Consider the following 24770-nt stretch of genomic DNA (forward strand, 5'->3'; position numbering starts at 1 on the left):
ATGTTCAACTGCCGCGACGTGGGCGGCTATCCCGCCCGCGACGGCCGCACCGTCCGCTGGGGGCGGCTCTACCGCTCCGACACGCCGCACCGGCTCGACGGCACCGACCTGTCGGCGTTCGCCGCCCTGGGTGTCCGCACCGTCGTCGACCTGCGCCGGCCCGCCGAGGTCGAGCGGGACGGCCGGGTGCCCCACCTGGACGGCGTGGCGTACCGGCACATCCACCCGGAGCACGTCGACTGGGCCGAGAACCCCTACCAGCCGGGCAGCGACCTGGTTCGCTACCTGGCCGACCGGTACACCGCACTCGCCGAGACCGGAGCCGCCGGCCTGGCCGAGGCGGTCGGCCTGATCGCCGACGCGGCGAACGCCCCGGTGCTGGTGCACTGCGTGGCCGGCAAGGACCGCACCGGCGTCGTCTGCGCGCTGACCCTGGCCGCGCTCGGCGTGGCCGACGCCGACATCGCCGCCGACTACGCGCTAAGCGCCGCGGCGCTGGAACGCTTCCAGACCTGGTACGCCTCCGTGGGCGGGCGGTTGGGGCAACCCCCGCTCACCACCCCCGCCGAGGCGATGACGCTCTTCCTGGCCAGGCTTCGCCAGCGGTACGGCTCGGTGGAGGACTACCTGCGCGGAGCAGGGCTGACCGACGCCCAACTCGCCGCCCTGCGCGCCCACCTGCTGGCGTGACGACGCCGGCAGCCTACCCGGCGGAGCCGACCCTGCCGGGCAGCCGCGACGGTATCGTGCACCGATGCATCGAAGCCGAGTGCACGCGATTTTGATCGACACACCGCAGGACGAGGCCGCCGCGGCCAGCGCCTTCTGGTCGGCGGCGCTCGGCGCGCCGGCCCGGCCGCTCCCGGGTGAACCGCAGTTCGTCAGCCTGCACGAGGCACTCCCGGAGGTGGGCCTCGCGATCCAGGCGGTCGACGACGCGCCCCGGATGCACATCGACATCGAGACCGACGACGTCGACGCGGAAACGGCCCGCCTGCTCGCCCTCGGAGCCACCCAGGTGGCACGGTGGCAGGAGTGCCGGGTGCTGCGGGCGCCCGGCGGACACCTGATGTGCGTACTGCCGGTGGCGAGCCCGCCGCCGGCGGTGTTCGAGGCCCACGCACGGATCTGGCCCTGACCGAGCCGCCGGCACCGCCGGATGACGGACCCGCTGTGCAGGGTCAGCGCGAACGGTGTCCGCCGGTCCTCGCGGGGCGGGCCGGCGGACACCGTCGACGGCTCAGAGGATGCGCTGCACCCAGCCGTGCGGGTCCTCGGCCTCGCCGCGCTGGATCGCGACGAGCTGCTCCCGCAGGGCCATTGTGGCCCGGCCCGGCCCACCCTCGCCGATGAGGAACTCCCCGTCGGGGAACCGCACCCGGCCGATCGGGGTGATCACCGCGGCGGTGCCGCAGGCGAAGACCTCGCGCAGCCGGCCGCTGGCCGCGTCGGCCTGCCAGTCGGCGAAGCTGATCGGCCGCTCCTCGACCCGGTGCCCGGAGCGGGCGGCCAGGGCCAGGACGGCGTCCCGGGTGATGCCGGGCAGGATGGTGCCGGACAGCGGCGGGGTGACCAGGGTGCCGTCGTCATACACGAAGAAGACGTTCATGCCGCCCAGCTCGTCGACGAAGCGGCGCTCCACCGCGTCGAGGAAGACCACCTGCTCGCAGCCCGCCTCGATCGCCTCGGCCTGCGCGGCCAACGAGGCGGCGTAGTTCCCGCCGCACTTCGCCGCGCCGGTGCCGCCCGGGGCGGCCCGGGTGTAGTCCGGGGAGACCCAGACCGTGACCGGCTTGACCCCGCCGGCGAAGTACGCCCCGGCGGGCGAGGCGATGACGCAGTAGAGGTACTCGTTGGCCGGACGGACGCCGAGGAAGACCTCGCTGGCGAACATGAACGGGCGCAGGTAGAGGCTGGCGTCGGAGCCCTCCGGGATCCAGTCCCGGTCGATCTCCACCAGCCGCCGCAACGACTCGACGAACGTCTCCGCCGGCAGCTCCGGCATCGCCAGCCGGTGCGCGGAGGCGACGAACCGGGCGGCGTTGGCCTCGGGCCGGAAGAGGGTGACCGCGCCGTCCGCGCTCCGGTACGCCTTCAACCCCTCGAAGATCTCCTGCGCGTAGTGCAGGACGGCGCTCGCCGGGTCCATCGGGATCGGGGCGCGGGCCTCGACCCGGGCGTCGTACCAGCCCTTGCCCTCGGCGTAGCGGATGGTGACCATGTGGTCGGTGAAGACCCGACCGAAGCCCGGGTTGGCCAGCAGGGCGGCCCGGTCGGCGGCGGATACCGGGGCGGGATTCGGACGGATCTCGAAATCGAGCTTGTCACCACCGCTCATCGCGCTGACCTCCCTGAGGGTTCAACGGCGCACGGGACCGCACGCCGACGTCGTGCCAGAAAACCTACCCGGAACGGTCGTTCAGCGGATAGCTCCGCGCAGGCGGTCCGGGGTATCCGATCGGCGGGCACGAGGGTGCCGGCCGCCGGACAGCGGGGCGACCCGGCCCGGGCGGACCCGGGCGACGGGACCGGTGGGGACGGGCGACGCAACGCCCGGTCAGGATACGGCGTACCCGGCGAGCCGGTCGCCGACCTCCTCCGTGCGCAAGGGTACGCCCGGGGTTCGGTTGGCCAGCTCGGTGGCGACCGCGGCGGTCACCCGGGCGGCGGCGTCCGGATGACCCAACTGGTCGAGCAGCAGGGCGGCGGAGAGCACCGCGGCCACCGGGTCGGCCAGCCCCTTGCCGGCGATGTCCGGCGCCGAGCCGTGCACCGGCTCGAACATCGACGGGTACGCCCCGGTGGGGTTGATGCAGCCGCTGGCCGCCAACCCGATGCCGCCGGTGACCGCGGCGGCGATGTCGGTCAGGATGTCGCCGAAGAGATTGTCGGTGACCACCACGTCGTACCGCTGCGGCTGGGTGACCAGGAACATCGCGGCGGCGTCGACGTGCTGGTACTCGGTGGTCACGTCCGGGTGCTCGGCGGCGACGGCCTCGAACGTGCGCGCCCACAGCGACCCGGCGTGGGTCAGCACGTTGGTCTTGTGTACGAGCGTCACCTTGCGCCGCTCGCGGCGGGTGGCGCGGGCGAAGGCGTCCCGGATCACCCGCTCCACACCGTGCCGGGTGTTCAGGCTCTCCTCGGTGGCGACCTCGGCAGGAGTGTCCCGGTGCAGGGAGCCGCCGGCGCCGGCGTAGAGCCCTTCCGTGCCCTCCCGGACCACCACCAGGTCGACCTCCCCCGGCTTGACGGCGGCCAACGGCCCCGCCACGCCCGGCCAGAGCCGGGAGGGGCGCAGGTTGACGTACTGGTCGAAGGCGAAGCGCAGCTTGAGCAGCAGACCGCGCTCCAGCACGCCCGGCGGCACCGTCGGGTCGCCCACCGCGCCGAGCAGGATGGCGTCGTGCCCGGCCAGCTCGGTCAGCACCGAGTCGGGCAGCACCTCGCCGGTGCGGTGGTAGCGCGCCGCGCCGAGGTCGTACTCGGTGGCCTCGATTCCGGGCAGCACGGCGTCGAGCACCTTGCGGGCCTGCCCGACCACCTCGGGCCCGATCCCGTCCCCGGCCACCACCGCGATCCGTGCCACCTGGCGCTCCTCACCTCGTCGTTCCCGTGCACCGTACGCCGCCGTCCCGCTTCCCGGTACACGTCTTCCAACATGCGGGAAATCGACCATGCTCAGAGGGCTCACAGCTGGCATTCATGGTGCGGTCATCTCCACTACCTAGGGTCAGGCCACAGGCGGGTCACGGGGGCTCGCACGGATCCGCCGCGACGACGCGGCGCGATCAGCGAAGGAGCAACGATGCGGATCGACCAGCGCCGCGGGATGGCCGGACTCGACGAACAACCGCGCACCCGATGGCTGGACCAGGCGGCGTTCACGCTGCGCCGGCCGGATCTGCGCCTCGGCACCCGCAGCCACCACGTCGACCGGGCCGCCGACCCCAGCGGGGACCGGATCGCCGCCACGCACACCGTGCGCACCCGCACCGCCGAGTACACCCTGCTGCTCAACGCCGCCGCGCACGTCGGCCGCCGGGTCGTCGGTGACGCGCTGCGCGACGCCGTCGCCGAGTTGCGCGCCGTCGACCTCACCTACGGACCGGGCCGTCCGGACAGCCTGGTCTCCCGGCTGCGCCGAGGCGAGATCAGCCCCCAGTCGTACCCGCCGCTGGCCGATCTGGTGGACCGGTGCGCCGCGATGCGCGCGGCCACCGACGGATGGTTTGACGCCTGGGCGGTGCCCGGCGGCTTCGACCCGGGCGGCCTGCTCAACGGTTGGGCGGTGGAGCGGGCCGCGGCCCGGCTGCGCGCCGCCGGCATCACCGACTACGCGGTGCTCTCCGGGGCCGACCTGACCGTACGCGGCCACGCCGCGCACGGCGGCCCGTGGCGGGTGGCCGTGCACCACCCGACCGACGGGCGACGCGCTCCCCTGGTGCTGGAGATGACAGCCGGCGCGGTCGGCACCTCCGGGGTGACCGGCCGGCAGGGGCACGTGGTCGACCCGCACACCGGTGAGCCGGCCGGGCAACTCGTCGCAGCCACCGTCATCGGGCCCGACCTGGCGGTCGCCGACGCCTACGCCACGGCGCTGTACGCCGCCGGTCCGACCGGACTGGCATGGTTCCGCAACGAATCGGGATACCAGGCTCTCTTCGCCCACCGGCGCCGCTGAGGGGCGCCGGGGCGCGTCGGCCGGCGGAGTGGAGGGGGTCCACTCCGGTGGCGCGGTCGACGGGCCCGCGATCGGCCCCCACGGTCTCGGCAACGACCGTGGGGGCCGATCAGCGACGAGTGCGCGTGGCTCGCGCAATCGAGGGGTGCGGGCCGGTCGGCCGGGCGCCTGACGTCGCCACCCGAAGACGAGCCGGGAACCTCCACTCCGGCCGGTGACCGCACGGGTACGCTAGCGAATCGACGCAACTCGACGCAAGAGCCTCCACAGCGGACCCCCGCGGCGGCCCTCGACATCACCCTCCCCGATGTCGTCGGCGGGGTCGTTGCACGGGCGTGAACAGCGGATGGCACGCTGTCCGCCGTGAGTTTCGATCTGAGCGTGTGGGCGCTGCCGGCCGAGGCCACGCCCGAGGACGTCCGGGCGGCGGTACGACAGTGCCGTGAGGGGGTACGCCACGGCGACCGGCACCCCGACCCACGCCTCGTCGCCTTCTACCGGGCCATCACCGCCACATACCCCGACCGCCCCGCCAGGGTGGGCACCCCGTGGGCGACCCTCCCGCTGCACACCGCCAACGACCACATCGAGCTGTACCTCGTCCCGACCTGCGAGGACCAGGTGCTGCTCGACATCGAGCGGCTGGCCGGCGAGTGCGACCTGATGATCTTCGACGCCCAGGACGGCTCGGTCTATCCCCCGCCGTCACGCCTCGCGCGCTGAACCGACACCGCGCGTCTCGCGCTGAGCCTGCGCGCGTCTCGCGCTGAGCCTGCGCGCGCCTCACGCTGAGCCTGCGCGCGCCTCGCGCGCTGAAACCGACGCCGCCGGTCGTGCGCTGAACCGGCCCGTTGCGGATCACTGGCCGACCTCGGACACGCGGGGCCCGGCCGATCCGGCCGGGCCCCGCGACGTCGGATCCGGGCTACTCGTCGCGCAGGTCCGCCGCACTCGCCGCGGTGGCCCCGATCGAGTCGGCCGCCGAGGTGAGCAGGTCCGCACCCAGGGCCTGGTCGACGGTGAGGGTCATCAGCGTCTCGCCGCCGGCCTCCCGGCGCGCGACCTGCATCGCGGCGATGTTGACGCCGGCCTCGCCGAGCAGGGTGCCGACGGTGCCGACCACACCCGGACGGTCGACGTAACGCAGGAAGACCAGGATGCCCTCCGCGCCGATCTCGACGTCGAAGCCGTCGACCTCGGTCAGCTTGGGAACGTCACGGGCGCCGGCCTGGGTGAGGGTGCCGGAGACGCTGACCGTACGACCGTCCGGCAGCGCGCCGCGGACCGTGACCAGATTGGGGTGGTCGGTCGTCTCGGCCTGCGTGACCAGGCTGACCTCGACCCCCCGCTCGGCGGCCAGGTGCGGGGCGTTGACGTAGGTGACCTGCTCCTCCACCACGGAGCTGAACAGCCCCTTGGTGGCGGCGAGCTTCAGCACCGACACGTCGTGGTTGACGATCTCGCCGCGTACCTCGACGGTGACGCTGGCGGCGACCCCGCCGGCCACGGCGGTGAACGCCCGGCCCAGCTTCTCGGCCAGCGGCAGCAGCGGACGGACGTCCTCGGCGACCACACCGCCGGCCTGCACGTTCACCGCGTCCGGCACGAACTCGCCCTGCAGGGCCAGCTTGACGCTCTTGGCCACGGCCAGGCCGGCCTTGTCCTGCGCCTCGTGGGTGGAGGCCCCCAGGTGCGGGGTAGCCACCACGTTGTCGAAGGCGAACAGCGGTGAGGAGGTGCAGGGCTCCTTGGCGTACACGTCGACGCCGGCGCCGGCCACCCGGCCCTCGGCGATCGCGTCGGCCAGGGCCTGCTCGTCGACCAGCCCACCCCGGGCGGCGTTGACAATCCGCACGCCCGGCTTGACGATCGACAACTCCTTCTCACCGATCAGCCCGACGGTCTCCGGGGTCTTCGGCAGGTGGATGGAGATGAAGTCGCTCTCCCGCAGCAGCTCCTCCAGACCCACCAGGCGTACACCGAGCTGGGCGGCACGGGCCGGCTGGATGTACGGGTCGTACGCGATCAGCCGGGTGCCGAAGGCGGCGATCCGCTGGGCGAACAGCACGCCGATGCGGCCGAGGCCAACCACGCCGACCGTCTTGCCCTGCAGCTCGACGCCGGTGTACTTGGACCGCTTCCACTCCCCCGCCTTCAGCGCGGCGCTGGCGGCGGCGGTGTTGCGGGCCACGGCGAGCAGCAACGCGACCGCCTGCTCGGCGGCGGAGACGATGTTGGAGGTCGGGGCGTTGACGACCATGACGCCCCGCGCGGTGGCGGCCGGCACCTCGACGTTGTCCAGCCCGACGCCGGCCCGGGCCACCACCTTCAGCCGCGGCGCCGCGGCGATCGCCTCGGCGTCGATCTGGGTGGCGCTGCGCACGATCACCGCGTCGGCCTCGGCGAGCGCGGAGAGCAGGGCCGGGCGGTCGGCGCCGTCGACGTGGCGGACGTCGAAGTCGTGCGCGAGCACCTCGATGGCGGCGGGAGCGAGTTCTTCGGCGATCAGTACGACAGGATTCATCGGTCCTCGTAGACGTCGTATGTGGTCGGCCTGGAGCGTCAGGACGCCGCGCTGCGTACCGCGCTGATCCGTGCCATGGCCGTCAGGTGCCGGCTACGCACCTCTTCATGGATCGTAGGTGGCCCACCGGCCCAGGTGTCCCGGGGCGTGGGGTGAGTGCCCTCACACACTCTGTCGCACGCTTGTCATCCCCTGTTCATCCGCCGCCCGCGCCTTGACGTGCCCCACCGCGGCCGGCCGCGCTCTGCGCCCACCGCAACCGCTGTCGGGGCCGTCGGGTCGGCGGGGACTGCGTCACGCGTTTCTCGCCGCCACGACGGACCGAGGCCCTGGTCACCTCTCCCAGCAGGTGGGAAGCCGGTCGGCATCGGGCTTGATTCACTCGGTATGCGGCATCTCGCGGTGACCCTGGATGTCCGACAGCGCGTTCTGGCGCAGCCGGAGCCGATCATGGTGGCGACATCAGGATGCGCGACGGCCCGCGACCCGACGCCGGGGAGAGCGTCGGGTCGCGGGCCGTGGCTGGCCGGGTGTCAGGCCGTCTCGGTGATCGGACGGTCCACCCAGCTCATCATGGAACGCAGCTTCTGGCCGGTCTCCTCGATCGGGTGCGCCGCGCCCTCGGCCCGCCACTTGGCGAAGTTCGGCCGGCCGGCCTCGTCCTCGGCCACCCACTCGCGGGCGAACTCGCCGGACTGGATCTCGCCGAGGATCTTGCGCATCTCCTCCTTGACCCGCGCGTCGACGACCCGGGGGCCACGGGACAGGTCGCCGTACTCGGCGGTGTCGGAGACGCTGTAGCGCATCCGCGCGATGCCACCCTCGTACATCAGGTCGACGATGAGCTTCAGCTCGTGCAGGCACTCGAAGTAGGCCACCTCGGGTGCGTAGCCGGCCTCGGTGAGCACCTCGAACCCGGTCTGCACCAGCGCCGCCGCGCCGCCGCAGAGCACGGCCTGCTCACCGAAGAGGTCGGTCTCGGTCTCCTCCTTGAAGGTGGTCCGGATCGCCCCGGCGCGGGTGCCACCGATGCCCTTCGCGTACGACAGGGCCAACTGGAAGGCGGTGCCGCTGGCGTCCTGTTCCACGGCGACCAGGCAGGGCACGCCCTTGCCGTCGACGTACTGGCGCCGGACCAGGTGGCCGGGGCCCTTCGGGGCGACCATCGCCACGTCCACGTCGGCCGGCGCGGTGATCAGCCCGTACCGGATGTTGAAACCGTGGCCGAAGAAGAGCGCCTTGCCCGGAGCCAGGTTCGGCGCGATCGCGTCGGCGTAGAGCGCCCGCTGCGCGGTGTCCGGCGCCAGGATCATGATGACGTCGGCCTCGGCCGCCGCCTCGGCCGGCGTGAGCACGCGCAGGCCCTGCTCCTCGGCCTTCGGGCGGCTCTTGGAACCGGCCGGCAGACCGATCACCACGTCGACGCCGGAGTCGCGCAGCGACAACGCGTGGGCGTGGCCCTGGCTGCCGTACCCGATCACCGCGACCTTGCGGCCCTGGATCAGGCCCAGGTCGGCATCGTCGTCGTAGTAAACCTCAACGCTCATTGACTTCCCTTTCGTACGGCGGTCCGGGTCGGCCGTCGTGGACTTGTGCGGTTGATCAGGCAGCGCGCAGCGCGGGACCGACGGTGATGGAGCGCGAACCGCGCCCGATCGCCACCGTGCCGGACTGGACCATCTCCTTGATGCCGAACGGCTCCAGGTCGCGCAGCATCGCGTCCAGCTTGTCGGGGGTGCCGGTGGCCTCGATGGTCAGCGTGTCCGGGGCCACGTCGACCACCCGGGCCCGGAACAGGCTGACCGTCTCCAGCACCTGCCCGCGGGCGTTGCGGTCCGCGCGGACCTTGACCAGCAGCAACTCCCGGGCCACCGAGACCTGCGGATCCAGCTCGACGATCTTGAGTACGTTGACCAGCTTGTTGAGCTGCTTGGTCACCTGCTCCAGCGGGGACGACTCGGCGTTGACCACGATGGTGATCCGGGAGACGTCCGGGTTCTCGGTCTCACCCACGGCGAGACTGTCGATGTTGAAACCGCGCCGGGAGAACAGGCCGGAGACCCGGGCCAGGACACCGGGCTTGTTCTCCACCAGCACGGAGAGCGTGTGCATAGTCATTGCTGTGCCTTCCTCGTCATGCCCTCACGGCCCTCGCTTCGCTCGGTGCGATCGGTCATGACCGAGCCTTCCTCGTCATGCCCTCACGGCCCTCGCTTCGCTCGGTGCGATCGGTCATGACCGAGCCTTCCTCGTCATGCCCTCACGGCCCTCGCTTCGCTCGGTGCGATCGGTCATGACTAAACCTCGTCGTCGTCGAAGGCCGGGCGGACGCCACGGGCGAACATGATCTCGTCGTTGCTGGTGCCGGCCGGCACCATCGGCCAGACCATCGCGTCCTTGCCGACCACGAAGTCGACCACCACCGGGGCATCGTTGATCGCCATGGCCGCCTCGATGGTCTTGTCGACGTCGTCGGCGTTCTCACAGCGCAGGCCCACGCAGCCGAGCGCCTCGGCCAGCTTGACGAAGTCCGGGATCCGGTGCTTGTGGGTGCCCAGCTCGGTGTTGGAGTAGCGCTCGCCGTAGAACAGGGTCTGCCACTGCCGGACCATGCCGAGGTTGCCGTTGTTGATCACGGCGATCTTGACCGGGATGCCCTCCAGCGCGCAGGTGGCCAACTCCTGGTTGGTCATCTGGAAGCAGCCGTCGCCGTCCACCGCCCAGACCACCGCGTCAGGCCGCCCCACCTTCGCGCCCATCGCCGCCGGGACGGCGTACCCCATGGTGCCGAGGCCGCCGGAGTTGAGCCAGGTGCTCGGCTTCTCGTACGAGATGAACTGACTGGCCCACATCTGGTGCTGGCCGACGCCCGCGACGTAGATGGCGTCCGGGCCGGCGATCTCGCCCAGCCGCTTGATCACGTACTGCGGGGCGAGGGTGCCGTCGGAGGGCTCCTCGTAGCCCAGCGGGTACCGCTCACGCAGGTCGTCCAGCTGGGTCCACCAGTCGGTCAGGTCGGTCCGATGGCCGGCCTTCTGCTCGGTGGCGACGGCCGTGAGCAGCTCGTCGATGACGTGCCGGGCGTCGCCGACGATCGGCACGTCGGCGTGCCGGTTCTTGCCGATCTCCGCCGGGTCGATGTCGGCGTGCACCACCGTGGCGTCCGGGGCGAACGAGTCCAGCCGGCCGGTCACCCGGTCGTCGAAGCGGGCGCCGAGCGCCACGATCAGGTCGGCCTTCTGCAGGCCGTAGACCGCGGCGACGGTGCCGTGCATGCCAGGCATGCCCAGGTGCTGGCGGTGCGAGTCGGGGAACGCGCCCAACGCCATCAGGGTGGTCACCACCGGGATGCCGGTCAGCTCGGCGAGCCGGCGCAGCCCCTCGGTGGCACCGGCCTTGAGCACACCGCCGCCGACGTAGAGGACCGGACGGCGGGCGGCGGCCAGCAGCCGTGCGGCCTCTCGGATCTGCTTGCCGTGCGGGTGCAGGGTCGGCCGGTAGCCGGGCAGGTCGAGGGTGGGCGGCCAACTGAAGGTGGTGGGCGCCTGGAGGACGTCCTTGGGGATGTCGACCAGCACCGGCCCGGGCCGCCCGGTGGAGGCCAGGTGGAACGCCTCGGCCAGCACCTGCGGGATCTCCTCCGCGGTCTGCACCAGGAAGTTGTGCTTGGTGATCGGCAGGGTGATGCCCTGGATGTCCGCCTCCTGGAAGGCGTCCGTGCCGATCGACGGGCGGGCGACCTGGCCGGTGATCGCGACGATCGGCACCGAGTCCATGTACGCGTCGGCGATCGGGGTGACCAGGTTGGTCGCGCCCGGCCCGGAGGTCGCGATGCAGACCCCGACCCGGCCGGTGGCCTGCGCATATCCGGTTGCGGCGTGACCGGCGCCCTGCTCGTGGCGGACCAGGATGTGCCGGACCGTGGAGTCGTACAGCGGGTCGTAGGCGGGCAGGATCGCCCCGCCGGGAATGCCGAAGACGACGTCGACGCCGAGCGCCTCGAGGGACCGCACGAGCGAGCCGGCGCCGGAGACCTGGGCCGGCGCGGACTGCCGTACGGCCGGGGCGGCCGGGACGGCGCCGGGGCGCGGCGCGGCGGTCTGGTCGGCGTCGCCGGTCGGCTCGGCGACCGTACGCGCCCGGCGGGCGGAGTGGGCGAGTGTCTCTGGCGTGGGTCTCGTCATGGCGGTTCAGGCCTTCGGCTGGAGTGGGTGGAGCTTTTCGACAGGTGCTACGGGGGCGGCGGCCGCCCCGACAGGATCCGACGGCAATAAAAACGGCCCTCGTGCAGAAGCACGGGGCCAGCGCACAACTCTCGACGGAGAGCGTGCGCTCAGGTAAGTACTCGCAGCGACCGGTTCGACGACATGGGAACCAGCCTGACGCATCTCACGCGCTGAGTCAACTGATCCCACATCTTGGTTCACGAACGAGGGGCGCCATCCCCCGTTCGGGGTTCTGCGGGTGGCCCCACCTGCGGGGATCCGCCCTCAGGAGGGCGGGACGTGGGCACCTGCGGCACCGGTGTCGGCGAGCCGGGGCGCAGCCGCGGCAGCAGCGGTGACGGGACCGCCCGCACCGGCACCGGCGGCGGTGCCGGTGGTGCCGACGCGGGTCGTGCGCCCGGTGAGGTGGCGGCCTCCAGCATCGCCTCCAGGTGCTCCGCCGGCACCCCCCACCCGAAGAGCGCGCCCTGACCGAACCGGCACCCGGCGGCCACCACCGCGGCCAGTTCGGTGGGGGACGTCACGCCCTCGGCGATCACCTCCAGGCCGAGCTGGTGGCCCAGCCGCATCACAATGTCGACCATCGGGGCGAAGGCCGGACCGTCCCGGTCCACCGGACGGACCGGCTCGTGCTCGGCGACCAGGCTGTGGTCGATCTTCAGGATGTCGATCGGCAGCCGGCGCAGCTGTCCCAACGACGAGTAGCCGGCCCCGAAGTCGTCCAGCGCGATCCGCACCCCGGTGCGCCGCAGCGCGGTCAGCCGCCGGATCAGCTCGTCCAGGTCGGTGGCCACGGCGTGCTCGGTGACCTCCAGCACCAGCCGCTGCGGCGGCACGTGGTGGGCGCGCAGCGCGTCGGCCACCTGCACGACGTACTCCGGGGCGTGCAGCTCACGCGGGGAAACGTTCACCGACACCCAGACGTCGTGCCCGTCGGCGAGCCAGCGGGACAGCTGCCAGCATGCCTGGTGCAGCACCCACGCGCCGAGTTTGGCGATCATCCCGCACTCCTCGGCCAGCGGGATGAACTCGTCGGGGCGGACGTTGCCCAGCTCCGGGTGGTGCCAGCGCAGCAGCGCCTCGGCCCCCACCGGGCGCACCGAGGGCAGCGAGGCGACCGGTTGGAACACCAGGCGCAGTTCGTCGCGCTCGATCGCGCCGCGCAGCTCGTGCTCCACCCGGGTACGCCGCAGCAACTGCTGGTCGTGCGCACCGTCGTAGCGCTCGATCCGGTTCTTGCCACGCTGCTTGGCGTAGCGCAGCGCGAGGTCGGCGTGGCGCAGCAGGGCCGCCGGGTCGGGCTCGCCGCACTGGCCGGCCACCCCGATGCTCACCGACAGGAACACCGCCCCGTCCGGCTGGTCGTAGGCCCGACCCAGCACCCCGAGCAGCCGCTCGGCGACGGCGTGGGCCTCGGCCGGGCGGCCGCGCATCAGCACCGCGAACTCGTCACCGCCGAGCCGGGCGGCCAGGTCGCCGGGGCGCAGGTTGCTGCGCAGCCGCCGCCCCACCTCGGCCAGCACGAGATCACCCACGTCGTGCCCGCGCATGTCGTTGACGTTCTTGAACCCGTCGAGGTCGAGACCGAGCAGGACCCGGTCGCCCCCCTCGTCGCCCCAACGCTGCAGCTCGCGCAGCAGGCCGCGACGGTTGGCCAGGCCGGTCAGCGGGTCGGTGTGGGCCAATTCCCGGAAGTGCGCCTCGCGCTCGGCCAGCCGGCCGGCGTACCCGCGCATGTCGTTGAGGGTGAGGTACTGCCGGGCGACCAGCGCGAAACCCTCGATGCTGCCCACCAGCACGGCGAGCGCGTCGAAACCACCGCCCTGCACGAGGTGGTACATCGCCGAGGCGGCCATCGCGAACATCGGAACGAAGGCGTACTCGCCGTCGCGGCGGATCAGGTCGACCTCGACCTGCCCGGGCGGCTCGGGCCGGTGCACGGCGAGTGACACGGCGAGCAGCCCCAGGGCGAGCAGCACCGCCCCGGCCAGGGCCACGTTGTTGCCGGTCTGGCACACCCCGGCGACGACGCCGAGCCCTCCGGAGGCGGTGGCGCTGATGCCCGCGCCGAGCACCGCGATGCGGGCCCGGGGCGGGCCGGCGCGGAGCATCACGATCAGGGCCAGCCCGACGGTCAGTGCGGCGTTGGCCGAGGCGAGCAGGATCGCCCGGCAGGCCACCGGGGTGGCGTCGCCGAGCAGCCGGGTCGGCTCGGTGAAGATCACCCAGCCGACGAACCAGAGCGCGGCCGCCATGATCAGCCCGTCGAGCAGCAGCCGGGCGGTGGCCGCCCGGCTCACCACCACGCCGGGCAGGCGGAGCAGCCCGACGGCGGCGACCAGCCCGCTCGACGCGACGATCACCGCCACCAGCAGCGGCCAACCGGAGAGCCGTTCCGGCCCTCCGAGGTGCGGGTGGGCGTACGCCACGGCCATCCCGGCCAGCAGACCGACCAGCGCGATGGCCGCCGCCACGGCGAGCAGCACGTACGCGCGCCGACGCGGGCAGGATCGCCGCCGGCCCGTCGACCCGGCGAGCAGAGCGGTGGCGGACACGGCGACCAGGGCGCTCAGCACCGCGACAGCGATCATGCCCGGGGGGAAACGCACGACCTCAACTGTGCCGGATCCGGACCCTCCGTGGGGGACCGGGTGTGCATCTGTTGGGACACGACCGGACCGGGTGGGGGCGGCGTGCTCGCGGTGCCACACTGGTACGCATGCCTGAGCTGCGGTCGAGGACCTCCACCCACGGTCGGACGATGGCCGGCGCCCGGGCCCTGTGGCGGGCCACCGGGATGACCGACGACGACTTCGGCAAGCCGATCGTCGCCATCGCCAACAGTTTCACCCAGTTCGTGCCGGGGCACGTACACCTCAAGGACCTCGGCGGCCTGGTCGCCGACGCGATCGCCGAGGCCGGCGGGGTGGGCCGGGAGTTCAACACGATCGCGGTCGACGACGGCATCGCGATGGGTCACGGCGGCATGCTCTACTCGCTGCCCAGCCGCGAGTTGATCGCCGACGCGGTGGAGTACATGGTCAACGCGCACTGCGCCGACGTCCTGGTCTGCATCTCCAACTGCGACAAGATCACCCCGGGCATGCTGCTGGCCGCGCTGCGGCTGAACATCCCCACCGTCTTCGTCTCCGGTGGCCCGATGGAGGCCGGCAAGACGGTGGCGATCGAGGGCGTGGTGCACTCCAAGATCGACCTGATCGACGCGATGATCGCCTCCTCGAACGAGGCGGTCACCGACGACCAGCTCGGCGAGATCGAACGCTCCGCCTGCCCGACCTGCGGCTCCTGCTCCGGCATGTTCACCGCCAACTCGATGAACTGCCTCACCGAGGCGATCGGCCTGGCCCTGCCGGGCAACGGCTCGACCCTGGCCACCCACGCCGCACGCCGGTCACTCTTCGTCGAGGCCGGCCGCACCGCCGTGGAGATCGCCAAGCGGTGGTACGACCACGACGACGCCTCCGTGCTGCCCCGGTCGATCGCCAACCGCGCCGCCTTCGAGAACGCGGTCGCCCTGGACGTGGCGATGGGCGGGTCGACCAACACGATCCTGCACCTGCTCGCCGCCGCCCGCGAGGCCGAGCTGGACTTCGACGTGGCCGACATCGACGCCGTCAGCCGCCGGGTGCCGTGCCTGGCCAAGGTCGCGCCGAACTCGCCCCAGTACCACATGGAGGACGTGCACCGGGCCGGCGGCGTCCCGGCGATCCTCGGTGAGCTGGACCGGGCCGGGCTGCTCAACCGGGACGTACACGCGGTGCACTCCCCGACCCTGTCGCAGTGGCTGGCGGACTGGGACGTACGCGGCGGGTCACCGCGACCGGAGGCGGTGGAACTGTTCCACGCCGCCCCGGGCGGGGTGCGTACCACCGAGCCGTTCTCCACCACCAACCGCTGGTCGTCGCTGGACACCGACGCGGCGCAGGGCTGCATCCGGGACCGGGAGCACGCCTACAGCGCCGACGGCGGGCTGGCCATCCTGCACGGCAACCTGGCCCCGGCCGGCTGCGTGGTGAAAACCGCCGGCGTACCCGAGGAGTGCCTGACCTTCCGCGGACCGGCCAAGGTCTACGAGTCCCAGGACGACGCGGTGTCGGCGATCCTCGCCAAGCAGGTCGTCGCCGGCGACGTCGTGGTGATCCGGTACGAGGGGCCGAAGGGCGGCCCCGGTATGCAGGAGATGCTCTACCCCACCTCGTTCCTCAAGGGCCGAGGGCTGGGCCGGGCCTGCGCGCTGCTCACCGACGGGCGTTTCTCCGGCGGCACGTCGGGCCTGTCCATCGGCCACGTCTCCCCCGAGGCGGCCTCCGGTGGGCTGATCGCCCTGGTCGCCGACGGCGATGAGATCGTCATCGACATCCCGGGCCGGACGATCGAGCTGAACGTCCCGGCCGACGTGCTGGACGCCCGCCGGGTCGCCCAGGAGAAGCGGGACCGCCCGTACACGCCGGTGGACCGGCAGCGGCCGGTGTCGGCGGCGCTGCGCGCGTACGCCTCGATGGCGACCTCGGCCAGCGACGGCGCGTACCGCCGGGTGCCGGAGTAGGACGACCCGTCGCCGCTCGGCGGCAGGTGGTCCGGGGCGAACTGATCACCCCGGACCACCATTCGTCCGCTACGTGCCGCCGAACGGATCGGGGAGGAACAGGAATTCCTTGGCGAGGGCGCGAACCTCGACCCACTCCGGGGCCATCGAGAGTGCCTCCGGCTCCCACAGGTGCGCCTTCTGCGCACCGCTCATCAGGTCGAGCATCTCATCGATGCGGCGGGCGAGCGCGGCCTGCGCCGGGTCGACGAGGCCGGCCTCTTCGAGCGGTTCCAGGAGAACGACCACGGCTTCGAGCTGTAGTGCCAACTCGTCCGCCAGGCCGCCGGTGCCAATCCTGCGCAGATACTCCCGCTGGTCGTCCGCCGCCAGGGCGAGCCGGGCCACCACCCGTGTCAGTCCACACAACACCGAGGTCACGCGGGTTGGGTGAAGGAGGTCGCCAGGGTCGTAGCTCGGGGCCTGGTGCATCGGATCACCTCTCCGGACCCCGGATGCGTCACGTCAGCTGGTCGAGCTTCCACTGCGGCAACTTCTCCCGGGGCTGGGGCAGCCTGGCCGCGGGCTTGTTCGGTGCCTTGACCTTCCAGTAGGGAAGCTTCCCGTGATGGCCGACGCCGGGATGCCACTGGATCATTCTACCGGTCGTGACCGCCGGGTGCCGGACTGACCGGGCCGCCGCCGGCCGGCTGAGGGTGGGACGGATTCCCGGCAGCCGCGGACGCGAGGCGCGGCTGTCGGCAATCGGTCATCGATCGACGACGGTCATGTCTTGACCGGCCGGTCGACGGGACTCGACCATGAGCGGACTGGGCCGGAGGTCCGACCGCCGCGGGGGAGGCTCGATGACCATCCACCACCGTCGCCACGCCGTGGAACTGGTTCGCGAGGTGATGACCCGTGGGCAGGGCGACGCGCCCCCGCCGGTGCTGATCTTCGAGGGCGACCGGGGCAGCGGCAAGACGGCCCTGCTGAACGGCCTCGCCGGCCTCCTCGACGGCCGGGTGCCGTACGCGCACATCGACCTGGAGGCCGACGGCCGGACGGGCACCCCGGAGGTGCTGTACGCCCTCGCCTTCCACCTGGGCCGGCCCTGCCCGCTCTACGGCACGCTGCACTTCCCCCGGCTCGCTGTCGGCAAACTGGTGATGGACGACGACACGCTCGACCTGCGGGACCGCGACCGGGCCCGGCAGCAGATCAACGCGCTGCTGCGCGAGCACCGAGGCGTCGACCGGCTGGTGACCACGCTCAGGGAGGGCGCCGGGGACCTGCCCGCCGTCCTGCCGGCCGCCGTGCAGACGCCGGTGCGCCTGTCCACCCGGCTCCTCGCCACGGTCATCCACCGGCTCGCGTCCTGGACGTGGAGCAGCAGGCTCGTCCTCGGCCGGGCGCAGAAGTGGTACGGCACGCAGGGCGGCCCGCGCCCCCGCCCACCGGTCGAGACGCTGATCGACCTGAACCGGTGGCACCGCCGGCCGGGTGAGGCCAACAACGCCCGTCAGCGCGACGAACTGCTCTGGGCGGCGTTCCGCGCCGACCTGACCGCCGGGCTCGGTCGGCGCCTGCGCCGGCCCTGGATGCCGCGCTGCGTCGCGTTGATCGACAACGCCGACACCCGACTCGGGCGACACTTCCTGATCGAGCTGGCGCGCGGACGCGAGACGGTTCAGGACGAGCCGCTGGCCGTGGTGGCGACCAGCCGGGCCCCCTTCCTCGGCCACCTTCCCGAGGCGCAGCAACACCTGCTGGCGGCCGAGGAGTCGCTGCCCACCGGGCGGGACATCGAGCAGCCTCGGCCCCGTTGGGTCCGCTACCCGCTGCCCGCCCTCACCGAGGCGGACGTCGTGCACCGGATGGCGCGGGAACATCCGGATCTGGAACCCCGGATACCACGGCAGATCCAGCAGCTCGGCCAGGGCAACCCGCTGGTGGTGAGCATGCTGCTGACGGCGGCCCGCGAGGTGTCGTCGTGGCCCGAGGGCGGCGAGGAACTGGCCCTCGCGCTGGCCCGGCTGGAACCCGCGCCGGCCGACGACACCGACCGGAGACAGTTCACCGTCGAGGAGCGGCTCATCCGGCACCTGCTCGGTATCCCCGATGCCAACCCGCTCCCGGTCGACGAGATGGACATCCTGACCACCTGCGCCGCCGCCCGGACCGTCGAGCAGGCGACCGCGCTGGCGATGCGCAGCGGGCTGCTCACCGCCGACGGGTACGCCGGCCGGCTCGGCCTCATGTTCGACAGTCTGCGGTCGGCCGATCCCGACGCCGACCCGCCACCGTTGCGCCGGCTGCTGCTCCGTCGGCTCGCGGCCCGCGACCCGGACGGCGGGGACGGCTGGAACCGGGTACACGCGCTCCTGCGGGACGAGTGCCGGGCACGCGACGACCGGACCGGCGAGCGGTACCACGCGTTGGCCCTCGACCAGCTCGAGGAGGTCAGCGGCCAGTTCGCCGCCGAGGTCGGGACGGTACCAGCGGCCGACTGGCTGGCCACGCTGCGGGCCGTCACCCGAGCCCCCACCCGCCGGCCGCACACCGCGCCACCGGCCCAGGAGGCGCACCGCCTCGCCCGGTCGACCGGCGTGGACCCGGAGAGCCGGCTCGGCCGGGTGACCCGACTGGTCGTCGGTCTGCGGCTCGCCGCCGACCCGTTCACCGGCCGGCTCCGGGCCGATCTGCACGACGGGCTCAAGCGCGACTACCGGGCGCTGGCCCTGCACTTTCCCGACGACCAGTCGCTGCTGGTCGCCGAAGCGGACCGACACAAGGGATGGGCGGACCAGTGGCGGTGAGAGAAACAGCCGGCAGCCCGGTGGCCGGCGTTCCCACGGACTTCTTCACTCCCCGGGTACCCCGGTCGCGACGGGTGCTCCGGCTGGCCACGGCCACGGCGGCAGTGGCCGCTCTGGTCGCCGCGTCGGCCCTGGTCGTCAACATCGTGGTCACCTCGTGCGGCAGCCTGCGCTCCGGCCTGACCCGGGTCGGCGGCGAGTGTGTCGGGGTGCTGACCGACGTCGGCGCCCACACCTTCGAGGGCCTCGGTGACGTCCAGCAGAAGATCAGGGAGCAGAACGAGATCGTCCGGGCCAAGTCGGCCGCGGAGAACCAACCGTACGTGCGGGTGGCGCTGCTGTCGCCGATGACCTCCGCGGAGAAGAGTTTCATGTCGAAGGCGCAGGTCCGGCACGCGGTGCAGGGCGCCTACGTCGCACAGGTGCGCGCCAACGGCAGCGACGGCACGAACGACCCGCCCCTGATCGAGTTGGTCCTGGCCAACGTGGGCAGCCGGCAGGAGCAGTGGCGCCGGGTGGTGCGCACCCTGGAGCAGTTGGCGGACGACGAGAACCCGCTGGTCGCCGTCATCGGCATGGGCACCAGCATCGCGGCGACCCGGGACGCCGCCCAGTACCTCGCGGCCTCCGACTCCGGGCTGCCCATGATCGCCGGTGTCGCCACCGCCGATGACTTCCGTGACATCGAGGGCTTCGTCCGTGCCTCACCGAGCGACACCGACTACGTCCTGGCGCTGAACGCCTACCTCCAGACCCGCACGGATCTCCGCAAGGGCATGGTCGTCTTCGACGAGTCGGAGCCGGACCTGTACGTCCGGAGCCTCCTGGCGGCGTACCGCAGGATCCTCAAGGACTACCTGCTGCCCTACGAGCGGTCCTTCGTCGGCGCCGGGGACCCGGGCCAGCGGGCCCGCTTCCTCGAACCGATCGCCACCAGCGTGTGCACCGACCCGAAGCCGGACATGATCCTGTACGCCGGCCGCGTCCTCGATCTGGACGACTTCGTCAACACACTGGCGAGCCGGCAGTGTTTCACGCAGAAGCCCCTGACCATCCTGGTGGGCGCCACCGGACTGACCGTCTCCGACGAGACCGCCGCGCGGATGGCGCAGACCGGGATCACCATCGTCACCGCCGCGTCGGTACACCCCTCCTGGTTCACCGGCGACGCGGTCGTGCCCGCCCCCAAGGGCCTCGCGGCGTTCGTGGAGGCGTTCCGGGCCGCGAGGTTCGGGGACGAGGCAACGCTCACCGACGGCTACGCCCTCACCCACCACGACGCCATGGCGACGGCGGTGACGGCCATCCGGATGGCGAAACGCAGCAAGCTGTCCGCCGCGGACGTGCGCGGGCAGTTGCTCAACCTGAACAAGGACGTGGTGATCCCCTCGGCTGGCGGCGAACTGAGCTACACCACCGGTCGTCGGGCCGACCCGGTGGGCAAGTGGGTGCCGATCACCGTCCTCCCGGCCGGCGCGGCCCCGATCCCGAAGGGGACACCGTTCATCACGGGTTGAGGTCGCCCGGCGCACCGCCGGCAGGGGCGATGTCGTTGACGCAGCGCAGCACCGGCCGGCTGGTCAGTGCGGCCGGGTCCAGCGGCCCGTCGGCCGTCACGGTGAAGGTGGTCGACTCCCCCGGCAGCAGGGTCACCAACGCCCGGTCCACCTGGGCAGACGGGTCGAGTCGGTCCGGGAAGAGGGTCAGGTCGCGCAGCACCGTCCGGGCGGTCACCCGGACCCGCAGGCCATCGCCCGCCGGCTCGACCGCCGCGTCCCACTCCGCCGCCGGCCACCGCGTCTCGCGGTCCTCGGCGAAGAACCACAAGGCCCGCTCCGCGGTGTCACCGGCCGCCGCGACCAGCAGTTCACGGCGGGCCTCGTCCGGCCGCGTCAGCTCCGCCGGCAGCGCCAACACGACGCGGGAGTACGCGGGGACGTCGAGGTCGACCGAGGTCTTCGCTCTCGGCTGCCCGGTGAGGGTGAGCCGGGTGACCGTGGCCGGCGCGGTCCACGCCTGCCCGGTCTCGTTCACCGCGACTAGGGCCAGTCCGCCGTCGCGGGGCTGGACGGTGAGCAGCCGGTCGGCGTACGCCCGGCGCAGCGCGTACCAGAGCGGTTTGCGCCGGCCGTCGCCGTCGACGGCCGACCAGGAGGTCACCGGCCAGCAGTCGTTGAGCTGCCAGACGATGGTGCCGGCGCAGACGTCCCGGTGGGATCGGAAGTGTTCCACCCCGAGTTGGATCGCCCGGGCCTGGTTGAGCTGGGTCAGGTAGTGCCAGTCGTCGAAGTCGGCCGGGGCGGGCAGGTGAGCGTCGAGCCCGCGCTGGAGCTTCAGGTCGCCGTCGATCGCCTTCTGGTGGTGGGCCATGCCCGGGGAGTCGTGCGCCAGCGGCTCGTCCGAGATGGACCGGCGCAGCGTCGCGTACGCCGGGGGCGCCTGGTAGCCGAACTCGGCGACGAAGCGGGGAACGTACTCCCGGTACTTCGTGTAGTCGTCGGTGTTCCAGACGTCCCAGATGTGTGTGGTGCCGTGTGCCGGGTCGTTGGGGTGGATCTCCTCGGTGCCGGACCACGGGCTGCCCGGCCAGTACGCGACGGTCGGGTCCAGTTCCCGCACGATCGCGGGCAGCATCTCGAGGTAGTAGCCCCGACCCCAGGTGCGGCCGTCCAAACACATCTGCCAGCCCCAGTCGTGCCAGCCCCAGATGTTCTCGTTGTTGCCGGTCCAGAGCACCAGCGACGGGTGACCGGCGAGCCGGGCCACCTGCTCGCGTGCCTCCGCCTCGACCTCGCCGCGCAACGGCTCCTCCTCGGGGTACGCCGCGCAGGCGAAGAGGAAGTCCTGCTGTACCAGCAGGCCGAGGGAGTCGGCCAGTTCGTAGAAGTCCGTCGACTCGTACCGGCCACCGCCCCACACCCGGAGCAGGTTGACGTTCGCGTCGACCGCCTGGCCGAAACGCTCGGCGAGCCGCGCCCGGGTGACCCGGTTGGGAAACGCGTCGTCGGGGATCCAGTTCACTCCCTTGACGAAGACCGGCACCTCGTTGACGCGCAGCGTGAACGGGGTGCCGTGCGCGTCGGGGGTGGTGTCCAGCCGAAGCGAGCGGAAGCCGATCCGGCGCGACCGGGTCTCCAGTTCCCGGCCGTCGGGGCCGCGGAGGGTCACGTCGAGGTTGTGCAGGGGCTGGTCGCCGTACCCGACGGGCCACCACAGCGCGGGGTCCGGGACGTCGAGGGTGAGCACGGCGGTCCGCTCGCCGGAGGCGACGGCGACCTCGACGGCGACCCCGGCGACGACCGCGTGCACGGTCAGCGGCGCGTCACCGGCCCGCTCGACCTCGACGTGCAGTTCCACCCGCCCGGTGCCGTCGGCGACAGTCACCAGGGGACGCACGGACGCGAGCCGAGCCGTGGACCAGGCGTGCAGCCCGATCTCCTGCCAGATGCCGGCGGTGACCACCGTCGGCCCCCAGTCCCAGCCGAAGTTGCAGGCGGTCTTGCGGATGAAGTTGAACGGCTCGGGGTACGCGTTCGGCAGTTCACCGAGCCGGTCCTGCTGCGCCTCGGCGTAGCGGTACGGCGAGTCGAACCGGATCGCGAGCGTGTTGTCGCCCGCACGCAGCAGCGACCGGACGTCGAACCGGTAGGAGCGGTGCTGGTTCTCGGTGCGCCCGACCTCGGTGCCGTTGACGGTGACCGTGGCGACCGTGTCCAGGCCGACGCAGACCAGGTCGATCCGGTCGTCGTCGCCCGGTTGCCAGCCGAAGGTGGTCTCGTAGCTCCAGTCGGTGCGCCCGATCCAGGTGAGCCGGTTCTCGTTGTCGTCGAGGTACGGGTCGCCGATGAGGCCGGCGGCCAGCAGGTCGGTGTGCACGCAACCGGGCACGGTCGCCGGCACCGCCGAGCCGGCGATGTCCGGCGGCACCGGTGCACCCGGTACGGCCCGCAGCGTCCAGCCGTCGTGCAACGTCCGGTGGGTCACGATTTCACCGCACCTTCCATGATCCCGCGGACGATCTGTCGGCCGCCGATGAACAGCATGATCAGTAGTGGCACGGTGGCGATGAACGCACCGGCGAGCACCCGCCGGTAGATCACGTAGTTGCCACTGGCCAGGTCGGAGATGGCGACCATCGAGGTGGGGTAGTCGCTGCCGCTCAGTGTGATCAGCGGCCACTGGAAGTCGTTCCAGGTGGCGACGAAGGTGAGCAGCCCGAGCACGGCCAGGGCCGGGCGGATCGCCGGCAGCACGATGTTCCAGTAGACGCGCATCGTGGAGGCGCCGTCGACCCGGGCCGACTCGACCAACTCGTCGGGTACCGAGTTGACGATGAACTGTCGCATGTAGAACACGCCGAACGCGGTGACCAGGCCCGGTGCGATGACGGCGAGCAGGGTGCCGTTCCAGCCGAGCTTGCCCATCACGATGTACAGCGCCACGATGCCGAGCTGGTTGGGCACGGTCAGGGTGAGCACCACGAAGAGCATCAACGCGTTGCGGCCGGCGAACCGCAGCTTGGCGAAGGCGAACCCGGCCAGCGAGCAGAAGAACAGCACCGAGGCGGTCACCACGACGGAGACGATGACGCTGTTGACCATCGAGGCGGCGAAGAAGACGTCCTGGAGGGAGAAGACCTCCTCGACGTTGGTCATGAACCGGTCGCCGGGAACCACCGCGGGTGGCAGCTTGGCCAGCGCCTCGTCGTTGCTGGTGGCGATGACGAACATCCAGTACAGCGGGAAGACCGCGAAGAGCATGGTGACGGCGAGCAGCAGGTACGTTCCGGCCCCGGCCGGGGTGTCCTGCGGCGCCCGGCCCATCAGGGCCGGGCGGTTGCGCCGTACCGGGGCGGCGGGGCGCGGCGGGGCGACGGCGGTCATCTGCGACCTCCCGAGAGACGGTTGGTCAGCAGCGTGTTGATGCCGGCGACGACCAGGATGATCAGGAACAGCGCCCAGGACATCGCGGCGGCGTAGCCGAGGTTGAGGTCCTTCCAGCCGACCTTGTAGATGAGCTGCGCGATGGTCTGCCACTCACCGTTCGGGCCGCCGGTGGCGGTCTGCGCGTTCGGGTCGAACAGCATCGGTTCGGTGAAGAGCTGGAGACCGCCGATGGTGGAGAGCACCACGGTGAACACGATGATCGGCTGGATCATCGGCACGGTGATGCGCCAGAGTTGCCGCCACGGGCCGGCGCCGTCGATCGCCGACGCCTCGTAGACGTCGCGCGGGATGGACTGCATGGCGGCCAGGTACAGCAGGGCGTTGTAGCCGATCCACTTCCAGTTCACCATAGTGGCGATGGCGATCCAGGAGTGGGTCTTGTCGGCCCGCCAGTCGATCGGGGCCTCCGGGCTGCCGTAGCCGAACAGACCGAGCGCCCAGTTGGCCATGCCGAAGTCGCGGGAGAAGAAGACGCTGAACACCATCGACGAGGCGACGATCGGCGTCACGTACGGCAGCAGCATGCCGACCCGCCACCAGGTCTGCAGGCGCAGCTTGCGGTTCAGCAGCGAGGCCACAATCAGGGCGAGCAGCAGTTGCGGCACTGACGAGAGCAGGAAGATGCCGAAGGTGTTGTAGAGCGCGTTCCAGAAGTCCTCGTCGCCGAAGAGCCGGGTGAAGTTCTCCACGCCGGCCCAGTACGGCAGCGTGGGGTCGTCCAGCCGGTAGTTACGCAGCGCGACCACACCGTTGAAGATCAACGGGAACAACCCGAAGAGGATGAAGAGCAGGAAGAACGGCGCGATCAGCAGGTACGGCATGTAGCGCATGTCGAAGCGGTACAGCCGGTTGCGCCAGGACAGCCGCCGCTCGGCGGCTCCGGAGCCGCCGCGTCCGGGGGCGGCTCCACGGCCCGACGCGGGCGCGGCACGGGTGGTGGACATGGGAAACGCTCCAGGGCCGAGAGGTGAGGGGGCGCGGGTGGTACGGGTGCCCACCGGCCTCCGGCGGGCGTCGGGATGCGG

19 protein-coding genes are annotated in these 24770 nt (G+C 72.0%); 7 read left to right on the forward strand and 12 right to left on the reverse strand.

Annotation, left to right across the window (positions count from 1 at the left end; genetic code table 11):
• Both E1166_RS04235 and E1166_RS04240 read left to right on the forward strand, forming a co-directional pair.
• A complete protein-coding gene (locus tag E1166_RS04235) occupies window positions 1–690 on the forward strand; it encodes a tyrosine-protein phosphatase (protein ID WP_132335987.1) in 690 nt (229 codons plus the stop codon).
• A gap of 64 nt (window positions 691–754) precedes the next feature.
• Window positions 755–1138, forward strand: a complete 384-nt coding sequence (locus E1166_RS04240; protein WP_132335942.1) for a VOC family protein — start codon at window positions 755–757, stop codon at window positions 1136–1138.
• A gap of 102 nt (window positions 1139–1240) precedes the next feature.
• Here the strand turns inward: E1166_RS04240 and E1166_RS04245 are convergent, their stop codons facing one another.
• Both E1166_RS04245 and E1166_RS04250 read right to left on the reverse strand, forming a co-directional pair.
• Entirely contained in the window at window positions 1241–2338 is a 1098-nt protein-coding gene (locus E1166_RS04245; protein WP_132335944.1) for a branched-chain amino acid aminotransferase, read from the reverse strand.
• Window positions 2339–2557: 219 nt separating this feature from the next.
• Window positions 2558–3589: a 3-isopropylmalate dehydrogenase gene (locus E1166_RS04250; RefSeq protein ID WP_132262528.1), complete on the reverse strand. Its 1032-nt coding sequence runs from the start codon at window positions 3587–3589 to the stop codon at window positions 2558–2560.
• Window positions 3590–3832: 243 nt separating this feature from the next.
• Here E1166_RS04250 and E1166_RS04255 point away from each other — a divergent pair, with 243 nt between their 5' ends.
• Window positions 3833–4684, forward strand: a complete 852-nt coding sequence (locus E1166_RS04255) for an FAD:protein FMN transferase (protein WP_243710147.1) — start codon at window positions 3833–3835, stop codon at window positions 4682–4684.
• A gap of 363 nt (window positions 4685–5047) precedes the next feature.
• Window positions 5048–5407 carry a hypothetical protein gene (locus E1166_RS04260; protein WP_132262532.1) on the forward strand — a complete coding sequence of 120 codons (360 nt, stop codon included), beginning with the start codon at window positions 5048–5050 and terminating at the stop codon, window positions 5405–5407.
• A 202-nt stretch (window positions 5408–5609) separates the two neighbouring features.
• Here the strand turns inward: E1166_RS04260 and serA are convergent, their stop codons facing one another.
• The 5 genes from serA to E1166_RS04285 form a co-directional block, all read right to left on the reverse strand.
• Entirely contained in the window at window positions 5610–7208 is a 1599-nt protein-coding gene (serA, locus tag E1166_RS04265) for a phosphoglycerate dehydrogenase (RefSeq protein WP_132262534.1), read from the reverse strand.
• 533 nt (window positions 7209–7741) lie between these two features.
• Window positions 7742–8755 carry a ketol-acid reductoisomerase gene (ilvC, locus tag E1166_RS04270; RefSeq protein ID WP_132335948.1) on the reverse strand — a complete coding sequence of 338 codons (1014 nt, stop codon included), beginning with the start codon at window positions 8753–8755 and terminating at the stop codon, window positions 7742–7744.
• A gap of 55 nt (window positions 8756–8810) precedes the next feature.
• Complete coding sequence (gene ilvN / locus E1166_RS04275; RefSeq protein WP_132335950.1) at window positions 8811–9326, reverse strand: acetolactate synthase small subunit; 516 nt, start codon at window positions 9324–9326, stop codon at window positions 8811–8813.
• A 179-nt stretch (window positions 9327–9505) separates the two neighbouring features.
• Window positions 9506–11392 (reverse strand): acetolactate synthase large subunit, encoded by a 1887-nt coding sequence (locus tag E1166_RS04280; RefSeq protein ID WP_132262540.1) that lies wholly within the window; start codon window positions 11390–11392, stop codon window positions 9506–9508.
• Window positions 11393–11631: 239 nt separating this feature from the next.
• On the reverse strand, window positions 11632–14043 hold the full coding sequence (locus tag E1166_RS04285; protein WP_132335952.1) for a bifunctional diguanylate cyclase/phosphodiesterase: 2412 nt from the start codon (window positions 14041–14043) through the stop codon (window positions 11632–11634).
• Window positions 14044–14153: 110 nt separating this feature from the next.
• Between E1166_RS04285 and ilvD the strand changes: the two genes are divergently transcribed.
• On the forward strand, window positions 14154–16001 hold the full coding sequence (gene ilvD / locus E1166_RS04290) for a dihydroxy-acid dehydratase (RefSeq protein WP_132335954.1): 1848 nt from the start codon (window positions 14154–14156) through the stop codon (window positions 15999–16001).
• A gap of 69 nt (window positions 16002–16070) precedes the next feature.
• Here ilvD and E1166_RS04295 read toward each other — a convergent pair whose 3' ends face one another.
• Both E1166_RS04295 and E1166_RS30735 read right to left on the reverse strand, forming a co-directional pair.
• Complete coding sequence (locus tag E1166_RS04295) at window positions 16071–16421, reverse strand: hypothetical protein (protein ID WP_132335957.1); 351 nt, start codon at window positions 16419–16421, stop codon at window positions 16071–16073.
• A 79-nt stretch (window positions 16422–16500) separates the two neighbouring features.
• A complete protein-coding gene (locus E1166_RS30735) occupies window positions 16501–16638 on the reverse strand; it encodes a hypothetical protein (RefSeq protein ID WP_165944230.1) in 138 nt (45 codons plus the stop codon).
• A gap of 208 nt (window positions 16639–16846) precedes the next feature.
• On the opposite strand from E1166_RS30735, the gene E1166_RS04300 reads away from it, so the two are divergent.
• Both E1166_RS04300 and E1166_RS04305 read left to right on the forward strand, forming a co-directional pair.
• The gene (locus E1166_RS04300; protein WP_132335959.1) at window positions 16847–18799 is read left to right on the forward strand and encodes a hypothetical protein; all 1953 of its coding nucleotides are present in this window, start codon (window positions 16847–16849) and stop codon (window positions 18797–18799) included.
• Window positions 18796–20316: an ABC transporter substrate-binding protein gene (locus E1166_RS04305; protein WP_132335961.1), complete on the forward strand. Its 1521-nt coding sequence runs from the start codon at window positions 18796–18798 to the stop codon at window positions 20314–20316. The genes E1166_RS04300 and E1166_RS04305 overlap by 4 nt, the downstream gene beginning before the upstream one ends.
• On the opposite strand, the gene E1166_RS04310 is transcribed toward E1166_RS04305, so the two are convergent.
• Genes E1166_RS04310 through E1166_RS04320 form a run of 3 tightly spaced genes read right to left on the reverse strand, consistent with a single transcriptional unit; the run spans window position 20306 to window position 24689 of the window.
• Window positions 20306–22783: a glycoside hydrolase family 2 protein gene (locus E1166_RS04310; RefSeq protein WP_132335963.1), complete on the reverse strand. Its 2478-nt coding sequence runs from the start codon at window positions 22781–22783 to the stop codon at window positions 20306–20308. The two genes, E1166_RS04305 and E1166_RS04310, sit on opposite strands and share 11 nt — an antisense overlap.
• Window positions 22780–23682, reverse strand: coding sequence for a carbohydrate ABC transporter permease (locus E1166_RS04315; RefSeq protein ID WP_132335965.1), 903 nt, complete (start codon window positions 23680–23682; stop codon window positions 22780–22782). Before E1166_RS04315 ends, E1166_RS04310 begins: the two co-directional genes overlap by 4 nt.
• Complete coding sequence (locus E1166_RS04320; protein WP_132335967.1) at window positions 23679–24689, reverse strand: sugar ABC transporter permease; 1011 nt, start codon at window positions 24687–24689, stop codon at window positions 23679–23681. The genes E1166_RS04315 and E1166_RS04320 overlap by 4 nt, the downstream gene beginning before the upstream one ends.
• Window positions 24690–24770: the final 81 nt, after the last annotated feature.

This window comes from Micromonospora sp. KC213 (assembly GCF_004348325.1).
In the GTDB taxonomy this organism is placed as follows: Bacteria; Actinomycetota; Actinomycetes; order Mycobacteriales; family Micromonosporaceae; genus Micromonospora.

Excerpts from the sequence above, each read along its gene's own strand:
- E1166_RS04235 (WP_132335987.1), top strand. The coding sequence starts at position 1 with ATGTTCAACTGCCGCGACGTGGGCGGCTATCCCGCCCGCGACGGCCGC.
- E1166_RS04240 (WP_132335942.1), top strand. The coding sequence starts at position 755 with ATGCATCGAAGCCGAGTGCACGCGATTTTGATCGACACACCGCAGGAC.
- E1166_RS04245 (WP_132335944.1), bottom strand. The coding sequence starts at position 2,338 with ATGAGCGGTGGTGACAAGCTCGATTTCGAGATCCGTCCGAATCCCGCC.
- E1166_RS04255 (WP_243710147.1), top strand. The coding sequence starts at position 3,833 with ATGGCCGGACTCGACGAACAACCGCGCACCCGATGGCTGGACCAGGCG.
- serA (WP_132262534.1), bottom strand. The coding sequence starts at position 7,208 with ATGAATCCTGTCGTACTGATCGCCGAAGAACTCGCTCCCGCCGCCATC.
- ilvC (WP_132335948.1), bottom strand. The coding sequence starts at position 8,755 with ATGAGCGTTGAGGTTTACTACGACGACGATGCCGACCTGGGCCTGATC.
- ilvN (WP_132335950.1), bottom strand. The coding sequence starts at position 9,326 with ATGACTATGCACACGCTCTCCGTGCTGGTGGAGAACAAGCCCGGTGTC.
- E1166_RS04280 (WP_132262540.1), bottom strand. The coding sequence starts at position 11,392 with ATGACGAGACCCACGCCAGAGACACTCGCCCACTCCGCCCGCCGGGCG.
- ilvD (WP_132335954.1), top strand. The coding sequence starts at position 14,154 with ATGCCTGAGCTGCGGTCGAGGACCTCCACCCACGGTCGGACGATGGCC.
- E1166_RS30735 (WP_165944230.1), bottom strand. The coding sequence starts at position 16,638 with ATGATCCAGTGGCATCCCGGCGTCGGCCATCACGGGAAGCTTCCCTAC.
- E1166_RS04300 (WP_132335959.1), top strand. The coding sequence starts at position 16,847 with ATGACCATCCACCACCGTCGCCACGCCGTGGAACTGGTTCGCGAGGTG.
- E1166_RS04315 (WP_132335965.1), bottom strand. The coding sequence starts at position 23,682 with ATGACCGCCGTCGCCCCGCCGCGCCCCGCCGCCCCGGTACGGCGCAAC.
- E1166_RS04320 (WP_132335967.1), bottom strand. The coding sequence starts at position 24,689 with ATGTCCACCACCCGTGCCGCGCCCGCGTCGGGCCGTGGAGCCGCCCCC.